Origin of the sequence: Kribbella sp. NPDC051586 (assembly GCF_044453965.1) — a bacterium.
Taxonomy (GTDB): Bacteria; Actinomycetota; Actinomycetes; order Propionibacteriales; family Kribbellaceae; genus Kribbella.
Window position 1 is genome coordinate 728,405 of record NZ_JBITDF010000003.1, and the last position, 22,925, is coordinate 751,329.

17 protein-coding genes are annotated in these 22,925 nt (G+C 69.3%); 5 read left to right on the forward strand and 12 right to left on the reverse strand.

The window, feature by feature from the left end; translation table 11 throughout:
- Positions 1-106: 106 nt before the first annotated feature.
- Complete coding sequence (locus ACIA58_RS22255; RefSeq protein ID WP_396405650.1) at positions 107-1,606, forward strand: gluconate transporter; 1,500 nt, start codon at positions 107-109, stop codon at positions 1,604-1,606.
- 129 nt (positions 1,607-1,735) lie between these two features.
- Here ACIA58_RS22255 and ACIA58_RS22260 read toward each other — a convergent pair whose 3' ends face one another.
- The 7 genes from ACIA58_RS22260 to ACIA58_RS22290 form a co-directional block, all read right to left on the reverse strand.
- Entirely contained in the window at positions 1,736-3,328 is a 1,593-nt protein-coding gene (locus ACIA58_RS22260; protein WP_396405651.1) for a protease pro-enzyme activation domain-containing protein, read from the reverse strand.
- A gap of 115 nt (positions 3,329-3,443) precedes the next feature.
- Positions 3,444-4,001, reverse strand: coding sequence for a hypothetical protein (locus tag ACIA58_RS22265; protein ID WP_396405652.1), 558 nt, complete (start codon positions 3,999-4,001; stop codon positions 3,444-3,446).
- Between the two features lie 543 nt (positions 4,002-4,544).
- Positions 4,545-6,347, reverse strand: a complete 1,803-nt coding sequence (locus ACIA58_RS22270) for a bifunctional metallophosphatase/5'-nucleotidase (protein ID WP_396405653.1) — start codon at positions 6,345-6,347, stop codon at positions 4,545-4,547.
- 119 nt (positions 6,348-6,466) lie between these two features.
- Positions 6,467-7,624 (reverse strand): ROK family protein, encoded by a 1,158-nt coding sequence (locus tag ACIA58_RS22275; RefSeq protein ID WP_396405654.1) that lies wholly within the window; start codon positions 7,622-7,624, stop codon positions 6,467-6,469.
- 18 nt (positions 7,625-7,642) lie between these two features.
- Positions 7,643-8,935 (reverse strand): hypothetical protein, encoded by a 1,293-nt coding sequence (locus ACIA58_RS22280; protein ID WP_396405655.1) that lies wholly within the window; start codon positions 8,933-8,935, stop codon positions 7,643-7,645.
- A gap of 108 nt (positions 8,936-9,043) precedes the next feature.
- Entirely contained in the window at positions 9,044-12,013 is a 2,970-nt protein-coding gene (locus ACIA58_RS22285) for an ATP-binding protein (protein WP_396405656.1), read from the reverse strand.
- Positions 12,014-12,030: 17 nt separating this feature from the next.
- Positions 12,031-13,107 (reverse strand): class I SAM-dependent methyltransferase, encoded by a 1,077-nt coding sequence (locus tag ACIA58_RS22290; RefSeq protein WP_396405657.1) that lies wholly within the window; start codon positions 13,105-13,107, stop codon positions 12,031-12,033.
- Between the two features lie 89 nt (positions 13,108-13,196).
- On the opposite strand from ACIA58_RS22290, the gene ACIA58_RS22295 reads away from it, so the two are divergent.
- Positions 13,197-14,633: an amidase gene (locus ACIA58_RS22295; protein ID WP_396405658.1), complete on the forward strand. Its 1,437-nt coding sequence runs from the start codon at positions 13,197-13,199 to the stop codon at positions 14,631-14,633.
- Here ACIA58_RS22295 and ACIA58_RS22300 read toward each other — a convergent pair.
- On the reverse strand, positions 14,622-15,923 hold the full coding sequence (locus tag ACIA58_RS22300; RefSeq protein WP_396405659.1) for an epoxide hydrolase family protein: 1,302 nt from the start codon (positions 15,921-15,923) through the stop codon (positions 14,622-14,624). The two genes, ACIA58_RS22295 and ACIA58_RS22300, sit on opposite strands and share 12 nt — an antisense overlap.
- A gap of 85 nt (positions 15,924-16,008) precedes the next feature.
- On the reverse strand, positions 16,009-17,607 hold the full coding sequence (locus ACIA58_RS22305; protein ID WP_396405660.1) for a DHA2 family efflux MFS transporter permease subunit: 1,599 nt from the start codon (positions 17,605-17,607) through the stop codon (positions 16,009-16,011).
- Positions 17,608-17,744: 137 nt separating this feature from the next.
- Here ACIA58_RS22305 and ACIA58_RS22310 point away from each other — a divergent pair, with 137 nt between their 5' ends.
- Both ACIA58_RS22310 and ACIA58_RS22315 read left to right on the forward strand, forming a co-directional pair.
- Positions 17,745-18,059 (forward strand): hypothetical protein, encoded by a 315-nt coding sequence (locus tag ACIA58_RS22310; protein ID WP_396405661.1) that lies wholly within the window; start codon positions 17,745-17,747, stop codon positions 18,057-18,059.
- Between the two features lie 18 nt (positions 18,060-18,077).
- Entirely contained in the window at positions 18,078-18,389 is a 312-nt protein-coding gene (locus tag ACIA58_RS22315; RefSeq protein ID WP_396405662.1) for an antibiotic biosynthesis monooxygenase family protein, read from the forward strand.
- Positions 18,390-18,404: 15 nt separating this feature from the next.
- On the opposite strand, the gene ACIA58_RS22320 is transcribed toward ACIA58_RS22315, so the two are convergent.
- On the reverse strand, positions 18,405-19,385 hold the full coding sequence (locus tag ACIA58_RS22320; RefSeq protein ID WP_396405663.1) for a sigma-70 family RNA polymerase sigma factor: 981 nt from the start codon (positions 19,383-19,385) through the stop codon (positions 18,405-18,407).
- 11 nt (positions 19,386-19,396) lie between these two features.
- Positions 19,397-20,341 (reverse strand): zinc-binding dehydrogenase, encoded by a 945-nt coding sequence (locus ACIA58_RS22325; RefSeq protein WP_396405664.1) that lies wholly within the window; start codon positions 20,339-20,341, stop codon positions 19,397-19,399.
- A gap of 102 nt (positions 20,342-20,443) precedes the next feature.
- Here ACIA58_RS22325 and ACIA58_RS22330 point away from each other — a divergent pair, with 102 nt between their 5' ends.
- Positions 20,444-21,874 carry an alpha-amylase family protein gene (locus tag ACIA58_RS22330; RefSeq protein WP_396405665.1) on the forward strand — a complete coding sequence of 477 codons (1,431 nt, stop codon included), beginning with the start codon at positions 20,444-20,446 and terminating at the stop codon, positions 21,872-21,874.
- 9 nt (positions 21,875-21,883) lie between these two features.
- Here the strand turns inward: ACIA58_RS22330 and ACIA58_RS22335 are convergent, their stop codons facing one another.
- Positions 21,884-22,795 (reverse strand): hypothetical protein, encoded by a 912-nt coding sequence (locus tag ACIA58_RS22335; protein ID WP_396405666.1) that lies wholly within the window; start codon positions 22,793-22,795, stop codon positions 21,884-21,886.
- Positions 22,796-22,925 lie beyond the last annotated feature (130 nt).

Genomic DNA, 22,925 nt, shown 5'->3' on the forward strand with positions numbered 1-22,925 from the left:
GCGACGTCGGGCCTTGCCTTGAGCCGGGCGGCGCGCCGTTGAGGGGTTTGGGCGGGGGCGCGGTGGGAGACTGCGGAAGGGGGCCGGTCTCGAGGAGCGTGAAGCAATGGGTCTCACCGATGCAGTCACCGCGGTTCCCCTGGCGGCGAACGCCGATGTGAACGCGCCGTGGAACGGGCACGACACACGGGTGCTGATCGTCGCCGTGATCGGGATCGGGATCATCGTGGCGCTGATCGTGGCGTTCAAGGTGCATGCGTTCCTGGCGCTGACGATCGGGGCGCTGTTCGTCGGGCTGGCCTCCGGGATCGACGCGGGCGCCGTCACCAAGTCCTACGAGAACGGCGTCGGCAGCGTCCTCGGGTACGTCGGGGTGCTGATCGCGCTCGGCGCCATGGTCGGGAAGCTGCTGGCCGACTCCGGCGGCGCCGATCAGGTCGTCGACACCCTGCTGCGCGGCAAACCGTCCGTACTGCCGTGGAAGATGGCGTTGATCGCCGCGATCATCGGTATCCCGATGTTCTTCGAGATCGGGTTGGTGCTGCTCGTTCCGGTCGTCGTGCTGGCGATCCGGCGGACGGGTGCACGGGCGATGCTGCTCGGTATCCCCGCGCTCGCGGGTCTGTCGGTGTTGCACGGTTTCGTGCCGCCACACCCCGGACCGCTGGCTGCGATCGGCGTACTGCACGGGAACGTGGGCATCACCCTGGCGCTGGGGCTGCTGGTGGCGATCCCGGCTGTCATCATCGCGGGGCCGGTGTTCGGACGGGTTGCTGCCCGGTGGGTGCCGATCGGGGCGGCCGGTGCCGCGCTCGAGGTGTCGGGCGGCGGGCACGTCGACGATGTCGACGGCAACGCGCCGGCATCACCGGGTGGCGTTGAAGTCTCCACGGAGAGGCGCGTCGAGACGTCCGCTGCCGCGGACGGCCGGCGGACCGGGACCCCGAGTTTCACCTGGACGATCGTGACGGTGCTGAGCCCCGTCGTACTGATGCTGCTCAAGGCCGCGTCGGATGTCTGGATGAGCAAGGACGCCGCGCTCTATCCGGTCCTGCAGTTCATCGGTGATCCGGTGTTCGCGCTGCTGTTCGCCGTACTGCTGGCGATGTACACGTTCGGTACGTCGATCGGCTTCAGCATGCCGGTGCTGAGCAGGAAGATCGGCACGAGTCTGCTCCCGATCTCCGGTGTGATGCTGATCGTCGGCGCGGGCGGTGGGTTCAAGCAGGTCCTCGTCGACGGCGGGACGGGTACGGCGATCGCCAAGATCGCGATCGCCGCAAACCTGTCCGCACTCCTCCTCGGCTGGATCGTCGCCGTACTCATCCGGCTCGCCACCGGCTCCGCAACGGTCGCCACCGTCACGGCCGCCGGTATCGTCGCACCGCTCGCCACCGGTGAGAACGCCACTGACATCGCTCTGGTCATCCTCGCCATCGGGGCCGGTTCCCTGTTCTTCTCCCACGTCAACGACGCCGGCTTCTGGCTCGTCAAGGAGTACTTCGGGATGACGGTCGGCGAGACCATCAAGACCTGGTCGGTCATGGAGACGCTGATCTCCGTGATCGGGCTCGGAATGACCCTCCTCCTCTCAGCCTTCCTCTGACGAAGCTCAAGAACAGGAAGAGAAGTCCCAGGCGAGCCCGAGGCCGGCAGGGCGGACCAGTTTGCCGGAACTTAATTGCCACTGATCGCAAACTTCTTTCCGGAGAGCTTCCTGGTTCTTCTGGGTGGTTCAGCTCAGCGCCTTGATCAGTTCGGCGACGTCGGGGACCCCGAGGCCGGTGACCCGGTCATAGCCGGCGCCGGCCGTGAACGCGCCGTTCGTCCCGGCGGTGATGTCGCGGAAGCACGCGCCGCCGGCGAGCGGGTAGAGCTGTGGGTTCAGGAAACCGAGCGGCTCCTGGCCGGCTTTGGTGCGGGCTTCGTTGATCAGGGCACAGAAGGCCGCCCAGACCGGCGCGCTCCAGCTGGTGCCGCCGACGCCGTGCGGCAGCTCCATGCCGTTGAGAACCAGGAAGGCCCCGGTGCCCGGGTCGGCCGCCAGGCTCACGTCCGGCACCAGCCGCATCTTTCCCTTGGGTGCGCCGGGCGCACTCTGCCAGGCGGGTCGACGGAAGAAGACGCTCGTGCCGCCGCCGCTTCCGGCCCATCCGGTCTCGCTGGCCGCGGTGCCCTGGTCCGTGAGGTGCAGCGAGGTGCCGCCGACGCCGACGACTGCGGTGTCGGAGGATTCGTACTCCGCCTGTAGCGGCCCGTGCGAGCCGTGACCGGTCTGGTCCGGGTTCGAGCCCGCGTCGCCGCTGGAGACGAACACGTTCACCCCGGCCGCTGCGAGCCGCAGGAACTTGGCGTGCTGGGTCGCGACCTCGCCCTGCGGACCGCCCATGAAGGTCTCGCCGAGACCGAGGCTGATCGACAGTTGCCGAAGGCCCGGATTCTTCGGCAGGTCGGCGATGATCTGGTCGAGGGCGCGGTCCAGCGCGACGAACGACAGCGATCCGCTGGCGTACACCCGGATCTTCGCGCCGGGCGCGATGCCGCTGGACCAGGCGACGTCGAGCGTCTCCTCGCCGGAGGTCGCGGGCAGCGTCGCGCCGCCGACGTTGATCTTCTTCACCCGGGACGGCCTGCTGGTCAGCCCGTTGGCCTTCCAGAACGCGGTGATGTCCGACGTCTTCGGCACCGTGTCGATCAGGATCGCGATCGTCTGCCCGGAGCCGTCCACGTCGAGGCCGCTCGCGCCGTACGCACTGAGGATCTCGGAGACGAGGTACGGCGGCGAGTTCGGCACGTTGACCGCCTGGGCAGCGGGGACGGCCGGCCCCGGAGCAGCGCGGAAATGCTTGTTGGCGTGCCGGAACGGCTGCAGGCCGATGATCGCCTGTACGCCGTCGCCGACGGTCGACGGCAGGCTCGGCGCGTTCCGGGCTGCCGTGAACGTGAGGCCGTCCTTCGTGACCTGGACCATGTCGACCTGCAACTGCTTGGCCAGGTTGTCGACGGTCGACGTGGTGTAGACGCTGGTCCCGTCGTCGGACACGTGGTCGACGGCGAACCCGTGCCCGGCCAGCCACTTCTCCAGCTTGGCGCGGTCCTTGTCCGCTGTCTTCAAGGACTCGAGTTCGCTCGCCGGTACTACCTCCCCGCGGGCGACCGCGTCCTCGAGGTTGCGTTGGTCCTGCTCGGGCAGGGCGAGCGAGAACATGACCTCCATCGTCTCGCTCGCGTTCCTCGGCGCGGTGGCTTGGACGACCAGCCCGTTGGCTGCGAGGCCGTCATCTGGTGGCAGCGGGACAACGCTGTCTTCGAACAACTTCCTGGCCATGATTCCCCCTGGCAATGCGGTGTGATTCCCCCTGGTGCTCATGCATCAGCCACCCCGACATTCCTCCTCACCCCTCACCGCGTCAATGCCCCGACCACCAACCAGACCCTCGCTGCTATTGGGGATCCAAGGTGAGGAGGGTCAGGCAGGTCGCGTAGAGCGTGATGGCGGCGCCGATGCCGGGGAGCACGGTCCAGAGGGCTGGATTGGAGGGGGCGAGGATGAAGGTGAGGACGGTCAGCAGGCACATGACGGCGGCGGTGGCGTAGTACGCGCGGACGCCGAAGAGCCGGGCCAGCGGGATGAAGTGGAGGCCGACGCCGGCGCAGATGACGGCAGGGATCGGGTCGGGGTGGCCGGTGCCGCCCAGTACGCCGGAGATGATCGCGAGGGCGATCCACTCGCTGCCGATGATCAGCCCGAACGTACGGCCGGAGAGGCGGCGCTCGGTGCGGGGAGCGGGTGGCGCCGGCGTGGTGCGCCAGCGTTGCCAGGCGTAGGCGGCGAGCGCGACCGAGACCAGCGCGGCAACGACCATGAGTGCGATCTGCGCAGCCGTCGGGAGGTGACCGCCGGTGCCCCAGCCCAGCCAGCCGAGGGCGAAGAAGCTGAAGATCGACACACCGAACGCGGCACCCTGCAGCGCGGGACTGCGCTGCTCACTTCGAGTCATGCGACCAAGCTTCCCGCATCGAGCGGCCGATCCTTCGACCGCATCCGAAGTGTTGGCCGCCCGGGGATACCGGGATGAGGCTGTTGCTTCTGGGCGAGGAGAAGAGATGGCCAACAGGGAGTGGTAGCTCGAGGAGGTATGCCGTGAGCAACCGGGACAACTAACAACCCTGTGCCGGACGTCGCGAGAGGAGGTGTGCCGATGAGCTCCAGGGACAACTAACAGCGAACCCGATCGGAGTTGCTGCCGGCAACAACCACGCCAGCGGCACGCCCCGGTCTGAATCATGCGTTCGATGGTGCCGCCAGGTAGGCCCGAGACGGGCCCGCCTGGCGGCGCCGGGCCTTGAGTACGACCGATGGGGCACCAGCACGTCTCGGGGATGAGGGTCGCGCGGTCTGCACTCTCGATCAGTAGGTCCGGTTTGTGGGGTATACCGCCAGGCGAACACTTCCACCGTAAAACGGACGGACCGTCAAGTACCGGATTTCCCCCGACTCGACCGTTAACCGGACAAGACCAGTCCGACACGACCGCTCCGGCTCAGGTCGCGGGCCGGGCCCGGTCGAGTGTGGAGGGGGTGAGGGTCGGGTTGGCGCGGAGGTAGGCGATGAAGCCCTCGTGGTCCCGATCGTTGCGGTAGGGATCGGTGAAGCCGGTGAAGACCTGGGTGCCGTCGCCGCCGATCAGGGTGTAGGCGAGCGCGGCTACCCGGTAGTCGCGGTTCAGGTCCAGCGGCTTGCCGCTGATCTGGACGGTTGCCGGGTCGACCCGCTGGCCGATCGGCTTCGCGGTGTCGAAGGTATAGCTGACGTTGTGCGACACGGCGAACGGCGCGAACTTCTCGGTGCCGTTGGCCTGCGGCACCCACTGCGCCTCGAAGGCCGCATGGAGCTGCGTCCCCGGCAGCGTCACCGTGAGCACCGGGTTGCCGTAGCCGAACGCGTTCCACGCCTCGCCGAACAGGACGGTGCCGTCGGCATCGGCCGCGTTGGTGCCCTTGGCAAACAGCAGGTCACCGGTCAGCGCGTTCGACCCCGACACCGGTTTGACCGAGATGAGCGCGAGGTCGGCGCGTCCGTCGCGGTGCTGGTTCGCGTCCCAGTAGGCGAAGTCCGCGGCCAGGTTGCCCATCGTGGATTCGCCCGACGCGTTCGGCGTCCGCGTGAAGTCGCCGGTGACCCGTGCCAGCGGCGTCGCGTAGCGCTTCTGCCCCTTCGCGGTCCAGTAGTCGGCGATGTACTGGAGCTCTTCGTCGACCGGCACGTCGCGGGTGTTGGCGTGGTTCGTCGACGTGGTGAGCTCACGGATCACTGCACCGGTCCGCGGGTCGAGCTTGAGGTTGATCTCGTTGATCAGCGACCCGTGGTTGCCGGCCTCGACGACCGGACGCGGTACGCCGTTCGGGTCCGGGACCATCATGTTGAACCGGCAGTGCCAGTGCCCGGTCACGATCGCGGCGATGTCCGGCGAGGCCTGCGCGGCGAGCTGGAAGACCGGCCCGGACGGGTTCGTTCCGGCGTTGTAGTCGTTGCCCGCGACGCCGCCGTCGTGGATGTTGATGACGATCGCGTTGACGCCGCGCTTCTTGAGCTGCGCGGCCAGCTTGTTGGCCTGCTCGACGTCCGACAGCGAGCGCATGTCGGGCTGGTACGACGTGGACCCGGTCGGGGTGTCCATCACGGTGAGGTGGATGAACGCGATCGGCAACTTGCGTCCGTGCCCCACGTCGACCCACTCGATGTTGTACGGCGGCAGGATCGTCCGGCCGGTGTCCGCGTGCACGATGTTCGCCGTGTAGAAGCGGAAGTCCGCGCCGCGGAAGCGGTGCCCGGTGGAGTCGACGAAGTTGTCGTCGCGGCCGTTCACCGGGTACGGCGCGCCGTGCTCCATGTGGTCGATGAGGAACTTGGCCGAGTGGTCCAGCTCGTGGTTCCCGACCGTGCTGAACTGCAGGCCCATCGCGTTGAGGGCCTCGACCGTCGGCTCGTTGGCGTGCGCGTCGACCTCGAACGGCCAGCCGGAGAAGTTGTCCCCGGAGGAGAAGAAGAGCGAGTTCCGCCGGCCCTCGCGCAGCTGCTTGAGGTGCGTCGCCAGGTACCCGACGCCGCCGACCGTCACCTGGACACCGCCCGCGCCGGTGATCACGCTGCCCTGACTCGGCGTCGTCGGCTGCAGGTATCCGTGCAGGTCGGTGATGTTGAGCAGCTGTACGTCGACGTACCCGGCGGCTGCGGCCTCGTCGACGGCGTCCGGACTGGCGTACGCGATGTCGCCGACCGCGGCGGCGGTGGCGATCGCGCCGGTCGTGGTGAGGAACGTCCGGCGGCGGATCCGTCTGTTCACGGCGAACCTACTTCCTGGGGGAGGGACGCGCGTTAGTGCGCATTATTGCCTGTTTCCGACATTAATAGCCTCCGTCCGGGCAGGCGTCAACGGCTGACTGAACAATCGGCGAACGCCGGTCAGCGCGTGGGGGAGTGCAGGCTGCCCGCAGCGAGTAGCGGCAACGGGCCCCGCGAGGCCGCGAGCAACCGCTCGTCGACGGCGTCGAGAGCCAGGGTCGCGGCGCCGAGCGCCACGCACAGTGCACCCAGCGACGAGGCCCGCAGCTCCGGCACACGCGGGCAGAGCTTGGCCAGCTCGGCCGCGAGTGGATCCATCAGTACGTCGGCCGACTGGGAGAAGGCCCCGCCCAGCACCAGCATCCGTGGATCGACGATCGAGATGGCTGTGGCCGCCGCGACCGCCATCGCCCGCGCATACTTCCGGACGGCGTTCACGGCCGCCCGATCGCCGTCGCGGGCGGCAGCGAACGCCCGCTCGGCCTTGTCCGTCTCGGGAGTCTCCGCCGGCACGACCGCGTGCAGATGCTCGAGCGCCGCCTCCCAGGCGACACCTCGCAGCGCCGACATGTCCGCCGCCGCGCCGTACGCACCCCGCCGTAACCTCCCGTCGAGCACGAGCGCCAGACCCGTACGCCGCCCGGCGTGCAGGAACACCATGTCCGTGCCGCCCTGACGCTGTTCGGCCAGGGCGGCGAGCTGGCTGTCGTTGTCCACGACAACGAGCTGCGCCGATCGGCCGAAGTACTCCGCGAGGTCGGTGGCTGCCCAGTCCGGGATCGCGTTCGCGTGTACGACGATCCCGGCGGAATCGACCAACCCGGTGGTACCGACGCCGACGGCCCACACCGGCGCGCCGGCCTCGCGCGCGCAGGCCGCGACAACCTCGTCCGCCGCGGCCAGCCGGTCGCGCCGCGGCGTCTCCGGCGTCACGGATCGCCGTTCGATCGCGAGCATCCGCCCGTCGAGATCGGTCAGCACCCCACGAACGGAGAACGCCCCGATGTCGAGCCCCACGACGGACCCCGCCTCGGCCCGGAACCGATAGCTCCGCGCCGGACGCCCGCGGCCACGGATCGCCGGGCTCTCCTCGACCAGCCAGCTCCGGCTGACCAGACTCGACAGTACCTCTTCGACCGCGGTCCGCCCGAGCCCGCTCTGCGCCACGATCTGCGCGACCCGGACGTCGCCGGCGGATCGCACAGCCGCAAGGACGGCCCGCTCGTTGAGTTGCCGCAACCGGGACTGATCCCCGGCGTCCGGCATCGTCGACCCCATGATCGCGCCAGCTTAATCTCAAGAGTCCCAGATCGGACCGAGCGCGGGGATGCCCAGCTGTTCCAGTCCGTGCACGACCGTCCAGGTCACCTTGCGGTTGGACACGCAGATCACCGCCTCCGCGCCGGAGTCGGCGTACGCCGAGTAGGCCAGCTTGACCATGTCCGGTTTGCCGTTGGCGTCGGTGTCCCAGATCAGGGCGTCGGGCTGCGCGGTGAGGATCTCGTCGACAAGGCTCTGCCCGTAGGTCTTCACCGGGTCGCGCGTGACCCAGACGAGCTTGCTGGGCACGCGGCTCGCGAGGATGTGCGCGAGGATCGGCCCGATGCCGCTTCCGGTGGCCACGTAGACCACTCGGCGGAACACCATGCCGTAGTTCGCCATCCCCGCGGTCGCGACGCCTCGCACCCAGATGTGCGACGGCGGGTTGTCGATGAACTCGCCGGTCCAGTCGCCGGCTCGCGACACCGCCATCCGGAAGCCTGGTACACCGGGCGTCGGGATCACCGCGAAGCTGTGCCACTGCTGCAGCGGGTGTCGTGCGATGGAGCGTGACGAGCCGGCCATCGGCATGCCGTGTCGCGAGTGCACCAGGGCGACATGGGCCGACGGCCGTACGACGTCGATCGGGACCCGTCGTAGCAGCATCCACGGTGCCAGCGAGCTGAGTGTGGTGACGACGAGCACCCACACGGTCGGCGTACTGGCGATTGCCGCGAGCAGCGGGCCGGGCCGCTCGTCCGCGAGCAGGAGTGCGCCGATCCAGAACAGGATCGACAGAGCCCACCCGCCGTACCGGTGGATTCGCTCGAAGCGGTCGTGGTGCATGGCGCGGGCGCTCGGCCGCGCGGTGATCACGATGGCGAGCAGCAGGACCACCTGCACGCAGTACACGAACTGCAGCGCCGAGCTCACCTGCCCGATCGCGGCGACGGTCAGCCCGAGGAACCAGAAGGTGCCGCAGACAGCACCGCCGACGTGCAATCCGCCCAGGTGATAGCCCTTCGCCAACCCCCACCGCAGGCGCAGCGGCCAGGACTTCGGGACCTGCGTCACCAAGCGGGAGAGACAATTCACGACGAGTTGCTGCCGGACGAGAATTCCCAGTGCGAAATTCACCTGAGCAACCAACGCGAGGCCGGCGACCTCATGTATTCCGCCCAGCAACACCACAACATTCGCAACCACGACGAACAGAGCCAGCCGATTGCTCTGCATCAACCGTGGATGCTTGAAAATTCGCCGCATCCACGGCAACTTCTCCGGCAGCACAACAACATCCGGACGTGCGAGAACCTGCACCGTACCCATTGAAAATTCCCCCAGAATTTCCACATCGCCCCAGTAATGCAAACTGGGACGCCCGATCACCCCCAACAGGTTGAGCAGTCAGCCGCCACTGCAACACAACCTCAACAATCAGCGCAGGCGCCAGGTCGTTGCCGGCTTGGGGGAGTACGCGCACACGGTGCCGAGTTGTACCGAGGCGCGGAGGTGGGCGGCGAGGGCTGGATGGGCCAGGTCGAGCTTCGTCAGTGCGTCGCGGATGCGGGCGCTGACGGTTTTCCGGGCTCGTTCGGTCTGGTCGTCCAGACGCCTGGAGCGGCCCCCGAGACCCGTGGCTGCGGCGAGTTCGTGGATGAGGGCGTCACGCTCGGCGCGCAGCTTCCCGGCTTCGGCATCAGAGGCGTCCTCGATCTGCTCGCCCAACTCGTCGAGGCGCGCCTTGTACCGCGCTTTGGCTGTCTCGTCGAGCACCGGGTCCGCGCCGGCGCCGACGAAGCCGGAGCCGATCAGGGCCGACACATGAATATCGTTGCCTTCAGCACCGATCAGGACGGCGAGGTCGCGCAAGCCTTTTGAATCGGGTACCTGAACGTGCACCCCGCCGTACCCGAGCTGCCACAGCCCCTCGACCTGCCGGAACTCGTTGGTCGCGAGCGAGGCGAGCGCCCGTTCCGTGACCCGGATCCAACCGGCCGCGCCGAGTCGTTCGTGCAGGACGAGCGCGGCGCGGTAATGCTCCTCCGCCGCATCGAGGTCACCGAGCGAGGCGGCCAGCGCGCCGAGATGATGGTCGACGGCAGCGTGGTACGACGCACAGCCGCCGACGATCACGTGCGTTCCGGCGTACGGCCGAAGCTGTTCGTAGGTCCAGGTCCGCTGGGCCGTCGTGCCGACCGCGGCGAAGACGACGGCCGCCACGGCGAGTCCTTCGAGACCCGTCCAGATGGCGATGTCCAGCACGCTGAAGTCGCCGAGTGCGGCGGCGGCGGCCTCCAACTCGCCGCGGACGGCGAGCGGCCAAGCCTTGAGCAGCGGGAACATCGGCCACAGCGGGTCACTGGGGTCCAGCGAGCTTTCCGGCTCGGGTACGCCGAGCGCGACCAATGACCAGCGGGAGGTGCAGAAGCAGCCGACTGCGTCAGGTTCGCCGATCGCCAGCCCGAGTCCGAGCGCCTCCTCGCCCAGCCGGGCCGCCTCTTCGGCCTGGCCGGCGAGCTGGGCGAAGGTGGCACGCCGGGTCAGTGCACCCCATCGGCCGCGGGCGTGGCCCAGTTGGCTTGCCAGCGCGATGTAGGTGAGTAGTTCGTCGCGTCCGGCCGGATCGCTCAGCTCCAACAGGGCCGCCGCCCGCAGTTGACGGGCCTGGGCAATCAGGTCGACGTCGTGGGCCGCTGTTGCCGCGTCGAGCATCGTGTCGATCAGCGGGAGCCTTCGCGCCGCGGTGCCCGGAGTCCAGAGCGCATCATGCATGGCGAGTCGCGCCTCGGCCAGCGCTCGGTCGTCACCGGCAGCGGTGGCGAGCCCGACCGCCCGCTCCGCCGCGGCGACCACCCTCTCGTCGGGGACAGCGGTCGAGCCGTGCCGGAGCAATCTGGCGATCGCGCCGTACAGCCGGGATTGAAGACTCAGCGATCCCTGCGTGGTCGCCAACCGGGCAGCGGCCTCCTCGAGCAGTTCGAGCGCCTCGGCCTGGTGCGCACCCGACCTGTGACCGAGCGCGTGGATGCCGAGTGCGGCGCGCGCGACGATGACTGCATCGCCCGCCGCACGGACGCCGGCGAGGTACTGCTCACGGGCCTCGTCGGCGTGGCCGGCTCTTGCGAGAGAGTCGGCCAGTTCGACCAGCAGGACCGGCTGCAGTACGTCGGGTCCTTCGACGGCGATCACCTGCAAGGCCCGGCGGTAGTGGCCGCAGGCATCGTCGTGGCCGAGCCGGGTGGTGGCCTCGCGCGCGGCGCGGACGCAGTACTCGATCGCCTCCCCACGGGCTCCGGTGCCGGCCGCGAGGAGGTGGGCCGCGATCCGGGCCGAACTACCCGACCGCTCGCGCAGGGCCTGGCCGATGGCCAGGTCGAGCTCACTCCGGGTCCCGGCGTTCAGGCCGCGGAGGATCGTCTCGCGGTACAGATCGTGGGCCAGTGCCGGTACGCCGGGCTCGGCGGTGACCACGCCCGCCCGGCGCGCCTCGTCCAGCAGCCCGATCAGCTCGGTTTCGTTGCCAGCAGCACCGATCCGGACGAGGAGGCCGGTGTCGGCGTCGGTCCCCGCGACGGCGATGCGCTCGAGCATGCGGACGCAGTCGGTCGACAGCCTGGCGAGCCGGCGCCGCAGTGTCTCCGTGATGCTCGCGGGGATCGGCGGCTGCGGCGTACCCTGCGCGACGATCAGCCGCGCCAGTTCGCGAACGAAGAACGGGTTGCCCGCGCTGCGTTTCCAGACCTGTTCGCCGAGCAGCTCGGACGACTCCCGCCCGGCTACCGACGCGACCAGGTCGCGGACCTCGCCGGCGCCCAGCCCGTGCAGCGGCAAATGCTGAGCGGCCGCCGACACCTGCAGCAGGTCGGCCGGCGCCTCGGTATCGCGGTAGGCGCCGGCCAGCAACACCCGGCTGCCGGCCAGCGCGCGGCCCAGGAACCCGAGCAGCCGCAAGGACGCGGAGTCCGCCCAGTGCAGGTCATCCAGAACCACCAGCACCGGACGGTCCGCTGCCAGCGCCGACAGGCACTGTGCGACAGCCTCGAACACCCGGAACTCCGCATCGGCAGCCGCCGCCGCATCCATCCCAGGTACGCCGGCGTCCGGGTCAGGCTCCACCAGCCGGCGTGCCGCACCGAGGTCGCCCACCGGAAGGCATGTGGCGCGCAGGACCTGGGACCACGGCCAGTACGGCGGAGCGCCGCCACCGTCCGGGCAGATACCGCGCAGCACGGTCCAGTCCTGCCCGGCCCGATCGGCCAGCGCGGTCAGGACGGCCGTCTTGCCGATCCCGGCCTCGCCGCTGAGCAGGAGGAACTGGCCGAGCCCGGACGCGGCGTCCCGGAGTACGGCGTCGGCCGCGGCCAGCACCGGTTCCCGGCCCACGAGCCGCACCCGTGAGTTCATAGCGTCATCATCAGTCGTCAGGGCCGTAGCGCCAAGACCAGGTTGAGCGGCGCCGGCACGTCGAGCCTCTCCACCCGGCTGAAGGCCGCCTCCGCCGCCAGGGCACGCAGACGCTTCTCGCCGGCCTGGGCGCCGAGCGGCTCGGACGACGTCGCGGTCTCCTGCGAGACGGCGTTCGGAGTACAGGCGAGCGTGGAGACCGCGTAGAACATGCGGCCGGTCGGGTTCAGATTGTCCTGTACGTCGTCGGCGCCCAGCGGCTCGAACAGCAGAACGATCCCGGAATCGGCGACCGCCGACCTGGCCCGGACCAGCGCTCCGCGCGGATCACCGATGTCGTGCAGAGAGTCGAAGAAGGTGATCAGGTCGTAGTCCGAGCCGGGCAGATCGGCGGCGGCTGCGACCTCGAATCGCACGTTGTCCGGCCCGGCCTGCTCGCGCGCGTGCGCGACCGAGGCGTCGTGGTAGTCGATGCCGAGCACCCGCGCCGCCGGGTACAACTTCGCGATGTCCGTCGTCGGTGTGCCGTACCCGCAGCCGACATCGAGGACCGTGCCACCGCTGGACAGCGCCTCGACCACGGCCGGCATCGCACCGATGGCGGCGGCGATGAGTTCCTCGGGCAGGGCGATCTTGGTGAACGCGTCCGTACCGTGCCAGTGCTCGGCGGTGCGCTGATGCCAGCCGAATCCCTGTCCGGTGCGGAACGCCTCGCTGAACGCGCCGAAGCCCTCGCCCATCGACGAGAGCATGGTCGCGCAGGCGTCGACGAGCGCTCCGCCGGGGCCGTAGTGGATCGCGGCCGCGACCGGTGCCGGCAGGACGAAGGTTTCGCCGGCCGGGTCGTATTCGAGATAGCCGCCGGCTGCCTGGGCCCGCAGCCACTCGCGGACCAGCGCGGGGTGTACGTCGACCTTGGCCGCGACCTGGCGATCGGTCAACGGACCCGCGTCGGCGAGCGCGGCCCAGAGTCCACTCCGCGTGCCGAGGGCGGTCAGCAGGACGCCCAGCGACGCACCGAGTTCGGTCAGGATCTTGCCCATCTGCTCCTCGACCGCCGCGTCGGTGACTGGCTGTTCTTGCAAAGTGCTCATGATGGAACTCCTCTGATCAGGTGCTGTTACCGCGAAGGCGCGAGATCCCGCCTCGCGATCCGCTAGGCGGCATCCAGCGCCTATAGGGCATGAGCACACAGATCGGGACCGAAGAGCTTGATGCCGTCGCCCAGGCGGAGCTGGTCCGCCGCGGCGAAGTCACGGCGTACCAGCTGACCACCGCCGCGATCGAACGGATCGAGGCCCTGAATCCCACCCTGAACGCGGTCATCACCCCGCTGTACGACACGGCTCTTGCCGCGGCCCGTCTCGCCCCGTCGGGACCGCTCGGCGGAGTGCCGTTCCTCGCCAAGGACCTGGTCGCCGAGATCGCCGGAGCGCCCTTCAGCGAGGGGTCACGCTTCGTCAGCGGTCTGGTGTCCGGCCACGACTCCGAGCTGGTACGTCGTTGGCGGCGGGCCGGGCTGATCATCCTCGGCAAGACCAACACGCCGGAGTTCGGCATGGTCCCGGCCTGTGAGCCGATCGCCTTCGGGCCGACGCGCAACCCGTGGGATCCGTCCCGGTCGACCAGCGGCTCCAGCGGCGGCTCGGCGGCGGCGGTCGCGGCCCGGTTGGTGCCGATGGCGCACGGCAACGATCTGGGCGGGTCGATCCGCTACCCGGCGTCGGCCTGTGGGCTGTTCGGCCTGAAACCGACCCGGGCACGCAACCCGCTCGGTCCGGAGTACGGCGACGCGATCAGCGGTTGGGCCTGTGAACACGCGCTCACCCGCTCGGTCCGCGACAGCGCCGTACTGCTCGATGCCACCGCCGGTCCGGCGCTCGGCGACCCGTACGGGGTGCCGTTGCCGGACCGTCCGTTCGCCGTGGAGGCCGGGATCGATCCGGGGCGGCTGCGGATCGGCTACACGGCGCAGACGCCCGACGGCAGCACGCCACATCCGGACTGTGTCGCGGCACTCGATGACGCGGCCGCGTTGTGCGCATCGCTCGGCCACGAGCTGGTGGAGACCGAACTGCCCGGTCTGACGCCCGCGGTCGGGAAGGCTATCGGCACGGTGTTCGACGCGGCGACGGCGTGGATCGGCGAGTACTGGGTCCGCCGCCTCGGCCGCCTCCCGGCCGACGACGAGCTCGAGCCGCTGACCCGCGCGTACTGGGAGCGTGGGCGGCGGGTGTCCGCGGCCGCCTACCTGCTCGCGATCGAGGACTGTCAGGCCTTCGCCCGTGTGGTCGCCCGGTGGCTGACCGGGATCGACGTCTGGCTGACCCCGACCCTGTCGATGCCGCCGGCAACGATCGGCGAGATCACCTCGACCGCCGAGGATCCCTTGCGCGCGGGGCGCGCCGGCGGCCGAACCGTCGCGTACGCCGGTGTCGTCGCGAACCTCACCGGCAACCCGGCCATGTCGGTTCCGCTGTACTGGAACGCGGACGGCCTGCCGATCGGAGTACATTTCCTCGGCCGGTACGGCGACGAGGCGACTTTGTTCCGCCTCGCCGCCCAGCTCGAGTCGGCCCGCCCCTGGGCCCACCGCCGGCCACCGCTGCTACCGCAATGAGCGGAAGGCGGCTCGGACTTCCTGGGTGAACAGCTGCGGCTCCTCCCAGGCCGCGAAGTGGCCGCCCCGGGCCGGCTTGTTGTAGTAGGCAAGCGTCGGGTAGGAGTTCTGGGCCCAGCTGCGCGGCGCCTGGAAGATCTCGCCGGGGAAGGCGCTGAAACCGACCGGCACGCTGACCGGCGGGGGAGTCTGGCCGCCGCCGGCCGCGCGGGCCGCGGCGCTCTCCCAGTACGCGCGGGCGGACGATACGCCGGTGCCTGTGAGCCAGTAGAGCGTGACGTTGTCGAGGACGTGGTCACGGCTGAGATTGCCGGCCACCGGCCCGCCACGGAACGCGCGGGAGATCTTGTAGTAGCTGTCGGTGTCGTGGTCGAGCATCCAGGCTGCCAGCGCGACCGGCGAGTCGAGCAGCGCGTAGCCGATCGTCTCCGGACGCGTGGACTGCTCGATCAGGTAGCCGTTGCCGGTCCGGCCGAACTCGGCGAGTGCGGCGGCCGCCGCCCGTTCCTCCGCGGTGTTCGTCGGCTCGGTGGCTCCGCCGAGGGCCGGGACGAGCAGGTTGAGGTGGATGCCCAGCAGACCCGCCGGTGCTTGGCGCCCCAGGGTGTCGGTGATGGCCGCGCCGACGTCTCCGCCCTGGGCGACGTACTGCTGGTAGCCGAGGCGGTGCATGAGTTCGTCCCAGGCACGCGCGACCCGGCCGGGCTCCCAGCCGGTCTCGGTCGGCTGACCGGAGAAGCCGAAACCGGGAACCGACGGCAGGACGAGATGGAAGGCGTCCGCCGCGCTGCCACCGTGCGCGGTCGGATCGGTGAGCGGGCCGATCGTCTCGAGCAGCTCGACGATCGAGCCGGGCCAGCCGTGGGTCATGATCAGCGGCAGCGCGTCGGCGTGCCGGGAGCGGACGTGGATGAAGTGGATGTCGACGCCGTCGATCTCGGTCGTGTACTGCGGAAGCCGGTTGAGCTTCGCCTCGAACCTCCGCCAGTCGTACCGGCTGTTCCAGTACTTCGCCAGCGCCTGGCCGGTGGCCAGTTGCACGCCCTGCGAGCGGTCGCCGACGAGTTCCTCGGACGGCCAGCGGGTCGCGGCGACCCGGCGACGCAGGTCGTTCAGCTGCTCACGGGACGCAGTGAAACGAAACGGCCGGATCCCGCCCGGGCCCGCGGCGGAGGTGAGTGACGGGGCGGCCTCGGCGCGGTCGCCCAACGCCACCAGGGCGGTGCCTGCTGCGAGTCCGCCGTACAGGACCGTGCGCCGGGTGGGCCTGGAGGACGCTGACGAAGACATTTGATCCCTTTCACGAAGTATCGGTACTCGTGAAAGCCTGCTCCGCCCTCGTCGGCGTCGCCCCAGTAGAAGTCCCTGGTGTTGGTCAGTCGATCACTGCGGGTGGTGCTTTTTCGTCGGCCAGGTGGGACACCTCGCGTTTGCGGGGCAGCATCAGCGCCGGAACCAGCGTGAGCGTCACCAACACCCACGCCACCCAGTAGCTGTGCGCGAACGCCTCTGCGGCATCGGTCAGCCCGCGTGCGATCACGGCCGGGTCCAGGTGGAGCGGGACGAGGGCCTCCGGGTGGGTGTTGGACAAGATGGCGGCCTGGGTCTCACGCAGCCCCTCGCCGAGACCGGGCACGTTCTGCGTGCCGGGGATGATCGGCGAGTTGTTCAGCTGGTTGGTGAGGATGACCGACATCGTCGCGACACCACAGGACGAGGCGATCTGCTGGGTGATGTTCAGCAGTGTCGAGCCGCGCGCGACCTGGGGCCCGTGCAGCGTCCGCAGCGCGGTGGTGAACAGCGGCATCATCGTGCCGCCCATCCCCAGACCCATGACGACCAGCATGGCGATCAGGACGCCGTACGGCGTGGTCGCGGTGATCTGGGTGAGCCCGAACATGCCGATCACGATCAACCCGATCCCGAACGGGACGATCCGGCCGACCGGGATCTTGTCCACCAGCCGCCCGGCGATCGGCATCGTGATCATCGCGCCGAGGCCCTGCGGTGCGACCAGGAGCCCCGCGTGCAGCGTCGACTCACCGCGGATCTGCTGGAAGTACGTCGGGACCAGCAGCAGCCCGCCGAAGAACGCGGCGCCGAACAGGAACATCGTGATGATCGAGACAGTGAGGTTGCGGTCGCGGAACAGCCGCAGGTCGAGCAGCGGATGCGCCGGCCGGAACGAGTGCCAGACGAAGGCCGCCATCAGCAGTACACCGATCAGCACCGACACCCACACCCGGGGCGCGCCGAAGTCGCCGCCCTCGGCCGGCAGCGAGGAGATGCCGAACAGGAACAGCGCGAGCCCCGGCGACATCAGCAGCACACCGACGAAGTCGAACGACTCCGACGGCTCCGCGTGGTCCCTGGCCAGCGCGAACCAGGCGTAGACCAGCGCGATCACGCCGAGCGGCACGTTGATCAGGAAGATCCAGTGCCAGCTCGCCACCTGGATCAGCCAGCCGCCCAGGATCGGTCCGAGGATCGGGCCGAGCAGCATCGGCACGCCGAGGATCGCCATCAGCCGCCCCATCCGGCGCGGGCCGGCGGCCTGGGTCATGATCGTCATCCCGAGCGGCATCAGCATGCCGCCGCCCAGCCCCTGCAGGACCCGGAAGCCGATCAGCATGTTGATGCTGGTGGCGGTCGCACACAGCGCGGACCCGGCGGTGAACAGGAAGATCGCGGTCATGTAGAGCCGCTTGGTGCCGAACCGGTTGGCGGCCCAGCCGGTCAGCGGGATCACGGTCGCGAGCGCCAGCGTGTACGCCGTGACCGTCCACGCCACCGTGGAGTACGCGATCGGGTTGCTGGGCGAGCCGAACTCGTCCTGGAAGGTGGGCAGGGCAACGTTGACCACGGTGATGTCGAGGATCGACATGATCGCACCGAGCACCACCACGCCGGCGATCTTCAGAACCGCGGCGTCGATCTGATCGGGGTATTCGGCTTGTGTTTCAGGCTGGCTCACGGGTCCCCCCTCGGGTACGAGCGCGTCTCAGCAGAGCCTACGCGTGGTGCACCTACCCGTCAGTCAGGTTTTGCCCTGAGTTGGGCGACTGAATTGACCTACTGTGGTTGGTGACGGCCCCCGGTTGAGGAGGAACGATGTCGGACGAACCATTCGAGACGTCGGAGAACGTGCACCGCGATCGCCGTGAGCACGGTGGCGCCGACGCGATCCACCCGGACCAGGACGACCTGGACCGCCGGACCGAGGAGGAGCGCGTCGAGGCCGGCGTCGACGCCTACGACCCCGACGAGGTCCCGCCCGCGACCGACGAGCCGGCGCCGGCCGACGTCACGCAGTCGGAGGTGTACGAGGAGGCCAAGGCGGAGCTGGATCGCGAGGAGTCCGAGGGCGAGGCCTACCCGCTGACCGACCGTCATCCGTTCCCGCCGTCGCACTACGACCGCTCTTGACAGGCGCGTGATCAGCGGATGATCGCGCGGATGTGGCGTGGCTGGGTGCCGACCGAGAAGGCCGCCGAGTACGCTGAGATCGTCGAGCGGACCGGGATGTCCGGCTATCGCAGTACGCCCGGGAACGAAGGCGCCCAGCTGCTGACCCGGGATCTCGGCGACGGCCGGACCGAGATCGTCACGCTCAGCTGGTGGACCGACCTCGAGCACATCCGGGCGTTCGCCGGGGACGACATCGAGCACGCGAAGTACTACCCCGAGGACGACGACTACCTCCTCGAGCGCGAGCTCACCGTCACCCACTACGAGGTCAGGCCCGAGGACAGCTGACCGCGTGTCTGCGACTCACGTCGGCGGGTGCGCGATCGGTTGCTGCTTCTCGATTGCTGGCGGGAAGCCGAAGGCCGCGACCAGGGCGGGGTCCTGGAACTCGACCACCCGGGAGATGCCGGTGGCGGTGGCGGTCAGTGCGACGATGCCGCTCGCCCGGCCCCGGTGATACACGGCCGCTGCGGGCTGGGCGTTGGCGGTCGTGGGGATCAGCTGCCAGTCGCCCGGCGCCCCGAACACATGAGCTTCGAGCAGGTGGATGCACCTCGTCCGGCCCGATTGCCAGTCTCGGAACGGCGTCGCCTCGAGCGTGGCGTCCGCCCGGAGTACCTGCTCGAGAAGGTTGGTGTCCGAGCGCTCGAAGGCCGTGATGTAGCCGTCGAGCAGTGCGCGCGCCCGCTGGTCGGTCGGCTCGAGGAGCTCGTCGGTCTCCACCTCGTCGAGCGTCGAGCGGGCGCGCTGCAGGGCGCTCTTGACCGCCGCCGTGGTGGTGCCGAGGATCTCCGCGGTGTCGGTCGCGGGGAACGCCAGTACCTCGCGCAGGATGAGGACCGCGCGCTGGCGTGGCGGCAGGAGCTGGAGGCTCGCGATGAGCGCGAGCCGTACTGATTCGCGCTCGACCACCACCGCGGCCGGATCGTCGGCCGGCGGGGCGATCCAGCTGTCCGGCAGCGGTTCGAGCCAGGAAAGCTCGCCCGGTGCCGAGGGAATCGGTGGGCGATCGGGTCCGTCGTACGGGCCGGCCAGACCGGAGGGCAGGACGCGGCTCTGCCGGGAGTCCAGCGCGGTCAGGCAGACGTTGGTCGCGATCTTGTAGAGCCAGGAGCGGATCGATGAGCGGCCCTCGAAGCCGGCGTACGACCGCCAGGCCCGCAGGTAGGTTTCCTGGACCAGGTCCTCGGCGTCGTGCGCGGAGCCGACCAGGCGATAACAGTGCGCGAGCAACTCCCGGCGGAATCGCTCGGTGTCGGCGGCGAACCGCTCGTCCGGGCCCATACCTGATTCTCTCAAGGCAGCAGTGCCAGTTTGCCGACGGTGGCCCGGGCTTCCAGTTCCGAGAGTGCTTTCGGGCCGTCGGCCAGTTGGTAGGTAGTCGGCTGACCGGGGGAGAGGACCCCGGCCGCGATCAGGCCGAACAGCTCACCCACCAGCTCGCCGAACAGGTGCGGCGTGGCCTGGATGAGTACGCCGAGGTTGAAGCCGATGACGTGCACCTGGTGCCGGTACACCAGGTCCCAGTTGGTGAGCGCGGCTTCGCCACCTGCCAATCCGGTGACGACGACCCGGCCGGTGACTCGCTTGGCCGCGCCCAGGCTGGCTTCGAGGGTTCCACCGGACTCCACCACCAGATCGGCACCGGCGCCGTCGGTCAGTCGCAGTACGTCGGCCGCGAGGTCGGCGCCACGCGAGTCGAGGACATGGTCGGCGCCGAGCGCGAGCACTGCGCCGTGTTTGGGCACCGAGGCCGTGGCGATGACCGTGGCGCCGTAGTGCTTGGCGATCTTCACCGCTGCCTGGCCGGTGGCGCCTGCGGCCGCATGGATCACGACTGTCTGCTCGGCGGTCAGCCCGCCCAGAGGCTTGAGCGCAGCCAGAGCGGTGGGCCAGTTCACCAGCAGCCCCAGGGCCTCGTGCGCGGCCCAGCCCGAGGGCACCGACACCGGCGCCGACAGCGCCATGTACTCCGCGAATGCGCCGTCACCGACACCGACCACCTGCGCTCCGAGCTGAGCGTCATTGATCCCCTCGCCAACCGCGACGACCTCCCCGGCAGCCTCGAAGCCCGCGACGTACGGCGGCTGTGGTCCACCGCCGAAGACGCCGTGGCTCTTGGAGACATCAGCAAAGTTGACCCCGGCGGCGGCGACTCGAATCAGCACCTCGCCCCGCCCAGGCACGGGCACCTCCGCATCCGTCACCAGCCGCATGTCCTGCGGCCCGTCGAAAGACATCTGCTCCAGCGCATGCATTCCCATGACAGGTAGACCGAGCCCGCGACCAAAAGGAATCGGTCTGGTTTGATGAGAGTTCCCGATCGCCCTTAGGGAGAACTGATGATTCGTCGAACGCTCGTGCTGCTGGCAAGTCTGTCGATGGTCTGGTTGACCGTTCCGGTCGCGCGGGCCGCGCCGTCCGGGGATCGGGACGTGATCGTCCAGTTGTTCGAGTGGAACTGGGCCTCGGTCGGCCGGGAGTGCGGCGCGGTGCTGGGCCCGAAGGGGTACGGCGCCGTGCAGGTCTCGCCGCCGCAGGAGCATGTCGTGCTGCCGGGGCCGGGGTATCCGTGGTGGCAGGACTATCAGCCGGTGAGCTACAAGATCGACAGCACCCGCCGTGGCACCCGCGCCGAGTTCGTTGCCATGGTCAACAGTTGTCACGCGGCCGGCGTCAAGGTGTACGTCGACTCGGTGATCAACCACATGACCGGCGGCTCGTCCGGCGGGGTCGGCAGCGCGGGTTCGTCGTACACGCACTACGACTACCCGGGGATCTACCAGAACCAGGACTTCCACCACTGCGGCCGCAACGGCAACGACGACATCGTCAACTACAACGACCGGTACGAGGTGCAGAACTGCGAACTGGTCGACCTGGCGGATCTCGCGACCGACACCGACTACGTGCGCGGCCGGATCGCGGCGTACCTGAACGATCTGTTGTCGATCGGCGTCGACGGGTTCCGGCTCGATGCGTCGAAGCACATGGCGGCCGCGGACATCGCTGCGATCAAGGCGAAGTTGTCGCGTCCGGCGTACCTCTATCAGGAGGTCATCTACGGCGCGGGCGAGCCGATCACCCCGGACGAGTACGTCGGCAACGGCGACGTGCTCGAGTTCCGCTACGGGACGGATCTCGCGAAGATCTTCAACACCGAGCGGCTGGCGTATCTGCGGACCTTCGCCGAGCCGCTGTCGTCGGACCATGCGGTCGTGTTCACCGACAACCACGACACCCAGCGGGGGAGCGGCGTACTGACGTTCCGCGACAACGGCCGCTACGCGATGGCGAACGCGTTCATGCTCGCCTGGACGTACGGGACACCGAAGGTGATGTCGAGCTACGAGTACACCTCGAACGACGAGGGACCGCCGTCGACCAGCACCGGGCAGACGGTCGACACGACGTGCTTCACCAACCGCTGGCGGTGCGAGCACGAGTGGCGCGTCATTGCGAACATGGTCGGCTTCCACAACACGACGCGGGGGACCGCCGTCACCGAGTGGTGGGACAACGGCAACGACGCGATCGCCTTCGGCCGCGGCACCAAGGGATACCTCGTCCTCAACGACGAGAGCTCCGCGCTGACCGGTCGCAGCTTCCACACCGACCTCCCGGCCGGGGTGTACTGCGACGTGTTCCACGGCGACTACACCCCAGGCCACTGCACCGGGCCGACGTACACGGTCGACTCGACCGGCTGGTTCCGCGCCGACGTCGCCGCCACCGACGGCCTCGCCTTACACGCCGGCGCGAAAGTCTCGTAACAGCGTCGATCACTCGCCGAACGGTGGGGCGGCGGCCGGCCCGGTCCAGTGGAAGTACACCGGGTCATCGAGGGTCACCGGGATCTTGCCGCGGTTCTGGATGACGGTCGCGGCGCCGTTCGCGTGGCCGACGACGTACAGATCAGCGGATTCGGTGTCCTTGTCGATGCCGAGCAGGAGCGTGCCGTACTGACCACACCTCTCGGCGACCAGCGCTTCGAAGCCTTGCCAGGTCGACCCGCGGACGAGCTTGACGACTGGCTTCATCGGCGTCGTCGTGGGGATGTGGATCGTGTACAGCGCCCCGCCGCGGGTGTTGGCCAGGAAGGTGTCGTAGGTCCGGGTCTGGCTGATCAGCGTCATCGACTTCACCGCGGAGAAGCCCGGGTACGACGTCTTGTTCCGCCAGACGCCTTGCGTATCCACGGTCCAGCGGAACAGCACACCGTCGCCGCGCAGACCGTACGTGTTCGTTCGGTAGAACGAGCCGGTGGAGGTCGCGTACGTCGCCTGGTCCAAGGCGGTGAATCCGGCCCAGCCGCCGCCGATCCGGCTGAGACCGGAGCGCAGGATCTCGCCGTCCGAGAAGTTGACGGCGTAGAAGCTCTTGTACAGGACGTCGCCCAGGACGAGATAGCCGCTTGGCTCGGGGCCGGCCGCGTTCGCGTCGGCGCTCATCGTGCCGCTGAGCCGGACCTGACCGTCCGGATACACGTCCCGTCCGACGATATGGTCGTACGTGCGGGTCGGCGGTGAGGTCGCGGCCATGATCTGCGTCCAGCTGTCCCCGCTGGCCGTGACCGATCCCAGATCCACCGCACAGGCTTCCGTTGCGGCACGCGGCGACGCCCCGGCTGATGTCGGCAGGAAGCCGGCCGCGAGTACCGCCGCGACCGCACCTGCGACGAGCGTTCGATTCATCTGTCTGTCCTCCCCCGGACTGGTGCTCGGCGCCCGGCGGCAGCCCCAGGGGACGGATGACCGCCCTCCCGCTGCAGGCTCTTACCTGTCCTGATGCCCGCGGTGGGACCAAAGTTGCGCCGGGCGGCCA

Bases quoted from the DNA above. Each gene is read 5' to 3' on its own strand.
- ACIA58_RS22300 (WP_396405659.1), bottom strand. From the start codon at position 15,923: ATGTCTTCGTCAGCGTCCTCCAGGCCCACCCGGCGCACGGTCCTGTAC.
- ACIA58_RS22320 (WP_396405663.1), bottom strand. From the start codon at position 19,385: ATGGGCCCGGACGAGCGGTTCGCCGCCGACACCGAGCGATTCCGCCGG.
- ACIA58_RS22255 (WP_396405650.1), top strand. From the start codon at position 107: ATGGGTCTCACCGATGCAGTCACCGCGGTTCCCCTGGCGGCGAACGCC.
- ACIA58_RS22295 (WP_396405658.1), top strand. From the start codon at position 13,197: ATGAGCACACAGATCGGGACCGAAGAGCTTGATGCCGTCGCCCAGGCG.
- ACIA58_RS22335 (WP_396405666.1), bottom strand. From the start codon at position 22,795: ATGAATCGAACGCTCGTCGCAGGTGCGGTCGCGGCGGTACTCGCGGCC.
- ACIA58_RS22275 (WP_396405654.1), bottom strand. From the start codon at position 7,624: ATGGGGTCGACGATGCCGGACGCCGGGGATCAGTCCCGGTTGCGGCAA.
- ACIA58_RS22280 (WP_396405655.1), bottom strand. From the start codon at position 8,935: ATGGGTACGGTGCAGGTTCTCGCACGTCCGGATGTTGTTGTGCTGCCG.
- ACIA58_RS22285 (WP_396405656.1), bottom strand. From the start codon at position 12,013: ATGAACTCACGGGTGCGGCTCGTGGGCCGGGAACCGGTGCTGGCCGCG.
- ACIA58_RS22290 (WP_396405657.1), bottom strand. From the start codon at position 13,107: ATGAGCACTTTGCAAGAACAGCCAGTCACCGACGCGGCGGTCGAGGAG.
- ACIA58_RS22330 (WP_396405665.1), top strand. From the start codon at position 20,444: ATGATTCGTCGAACGCTCGTGCTGCTGGCAAGTCTGTCGATGGTCTGG.
- ACIA58_RS22310 (WP_396405661.1), top strand. From the start codon at position 17,745: ATGTCGGACGAACCATTCGAGACGTCGGAGAACGTGCACCGCGATCGC.
- ACIA58_RS22325 (WP_396405664.1), bottom strand. From the start codon at position 20,341: ATGTCTTTCGACGGGCCGCAGGACATGCGGCTGGTGACGGATGCGGAG.
- ACIA58_RS22265 (WP_396405652.1), bottom strand. From the start codon at position 4,001: ATGACTCGAAGTGAGCAGCGCAGTCCCGCGCTGCAGGGTGCCGCGTTC.
- ACIA58_RS22260 (WP_396405651.1), bottom strand. From the start codon at position 3,328: ATGGCCAGGAAGTTGTTCGAAGACAGCGTTGTCCCGCTGCCACCAGAT.
- ACIA58_RS22315 (WP_396405662.1), top strand. From the start codon at position 18,078: ATGATCGCGCGGATGTGGCGTGGCTGGGTGCCGACCGAGAAGGCCGCC.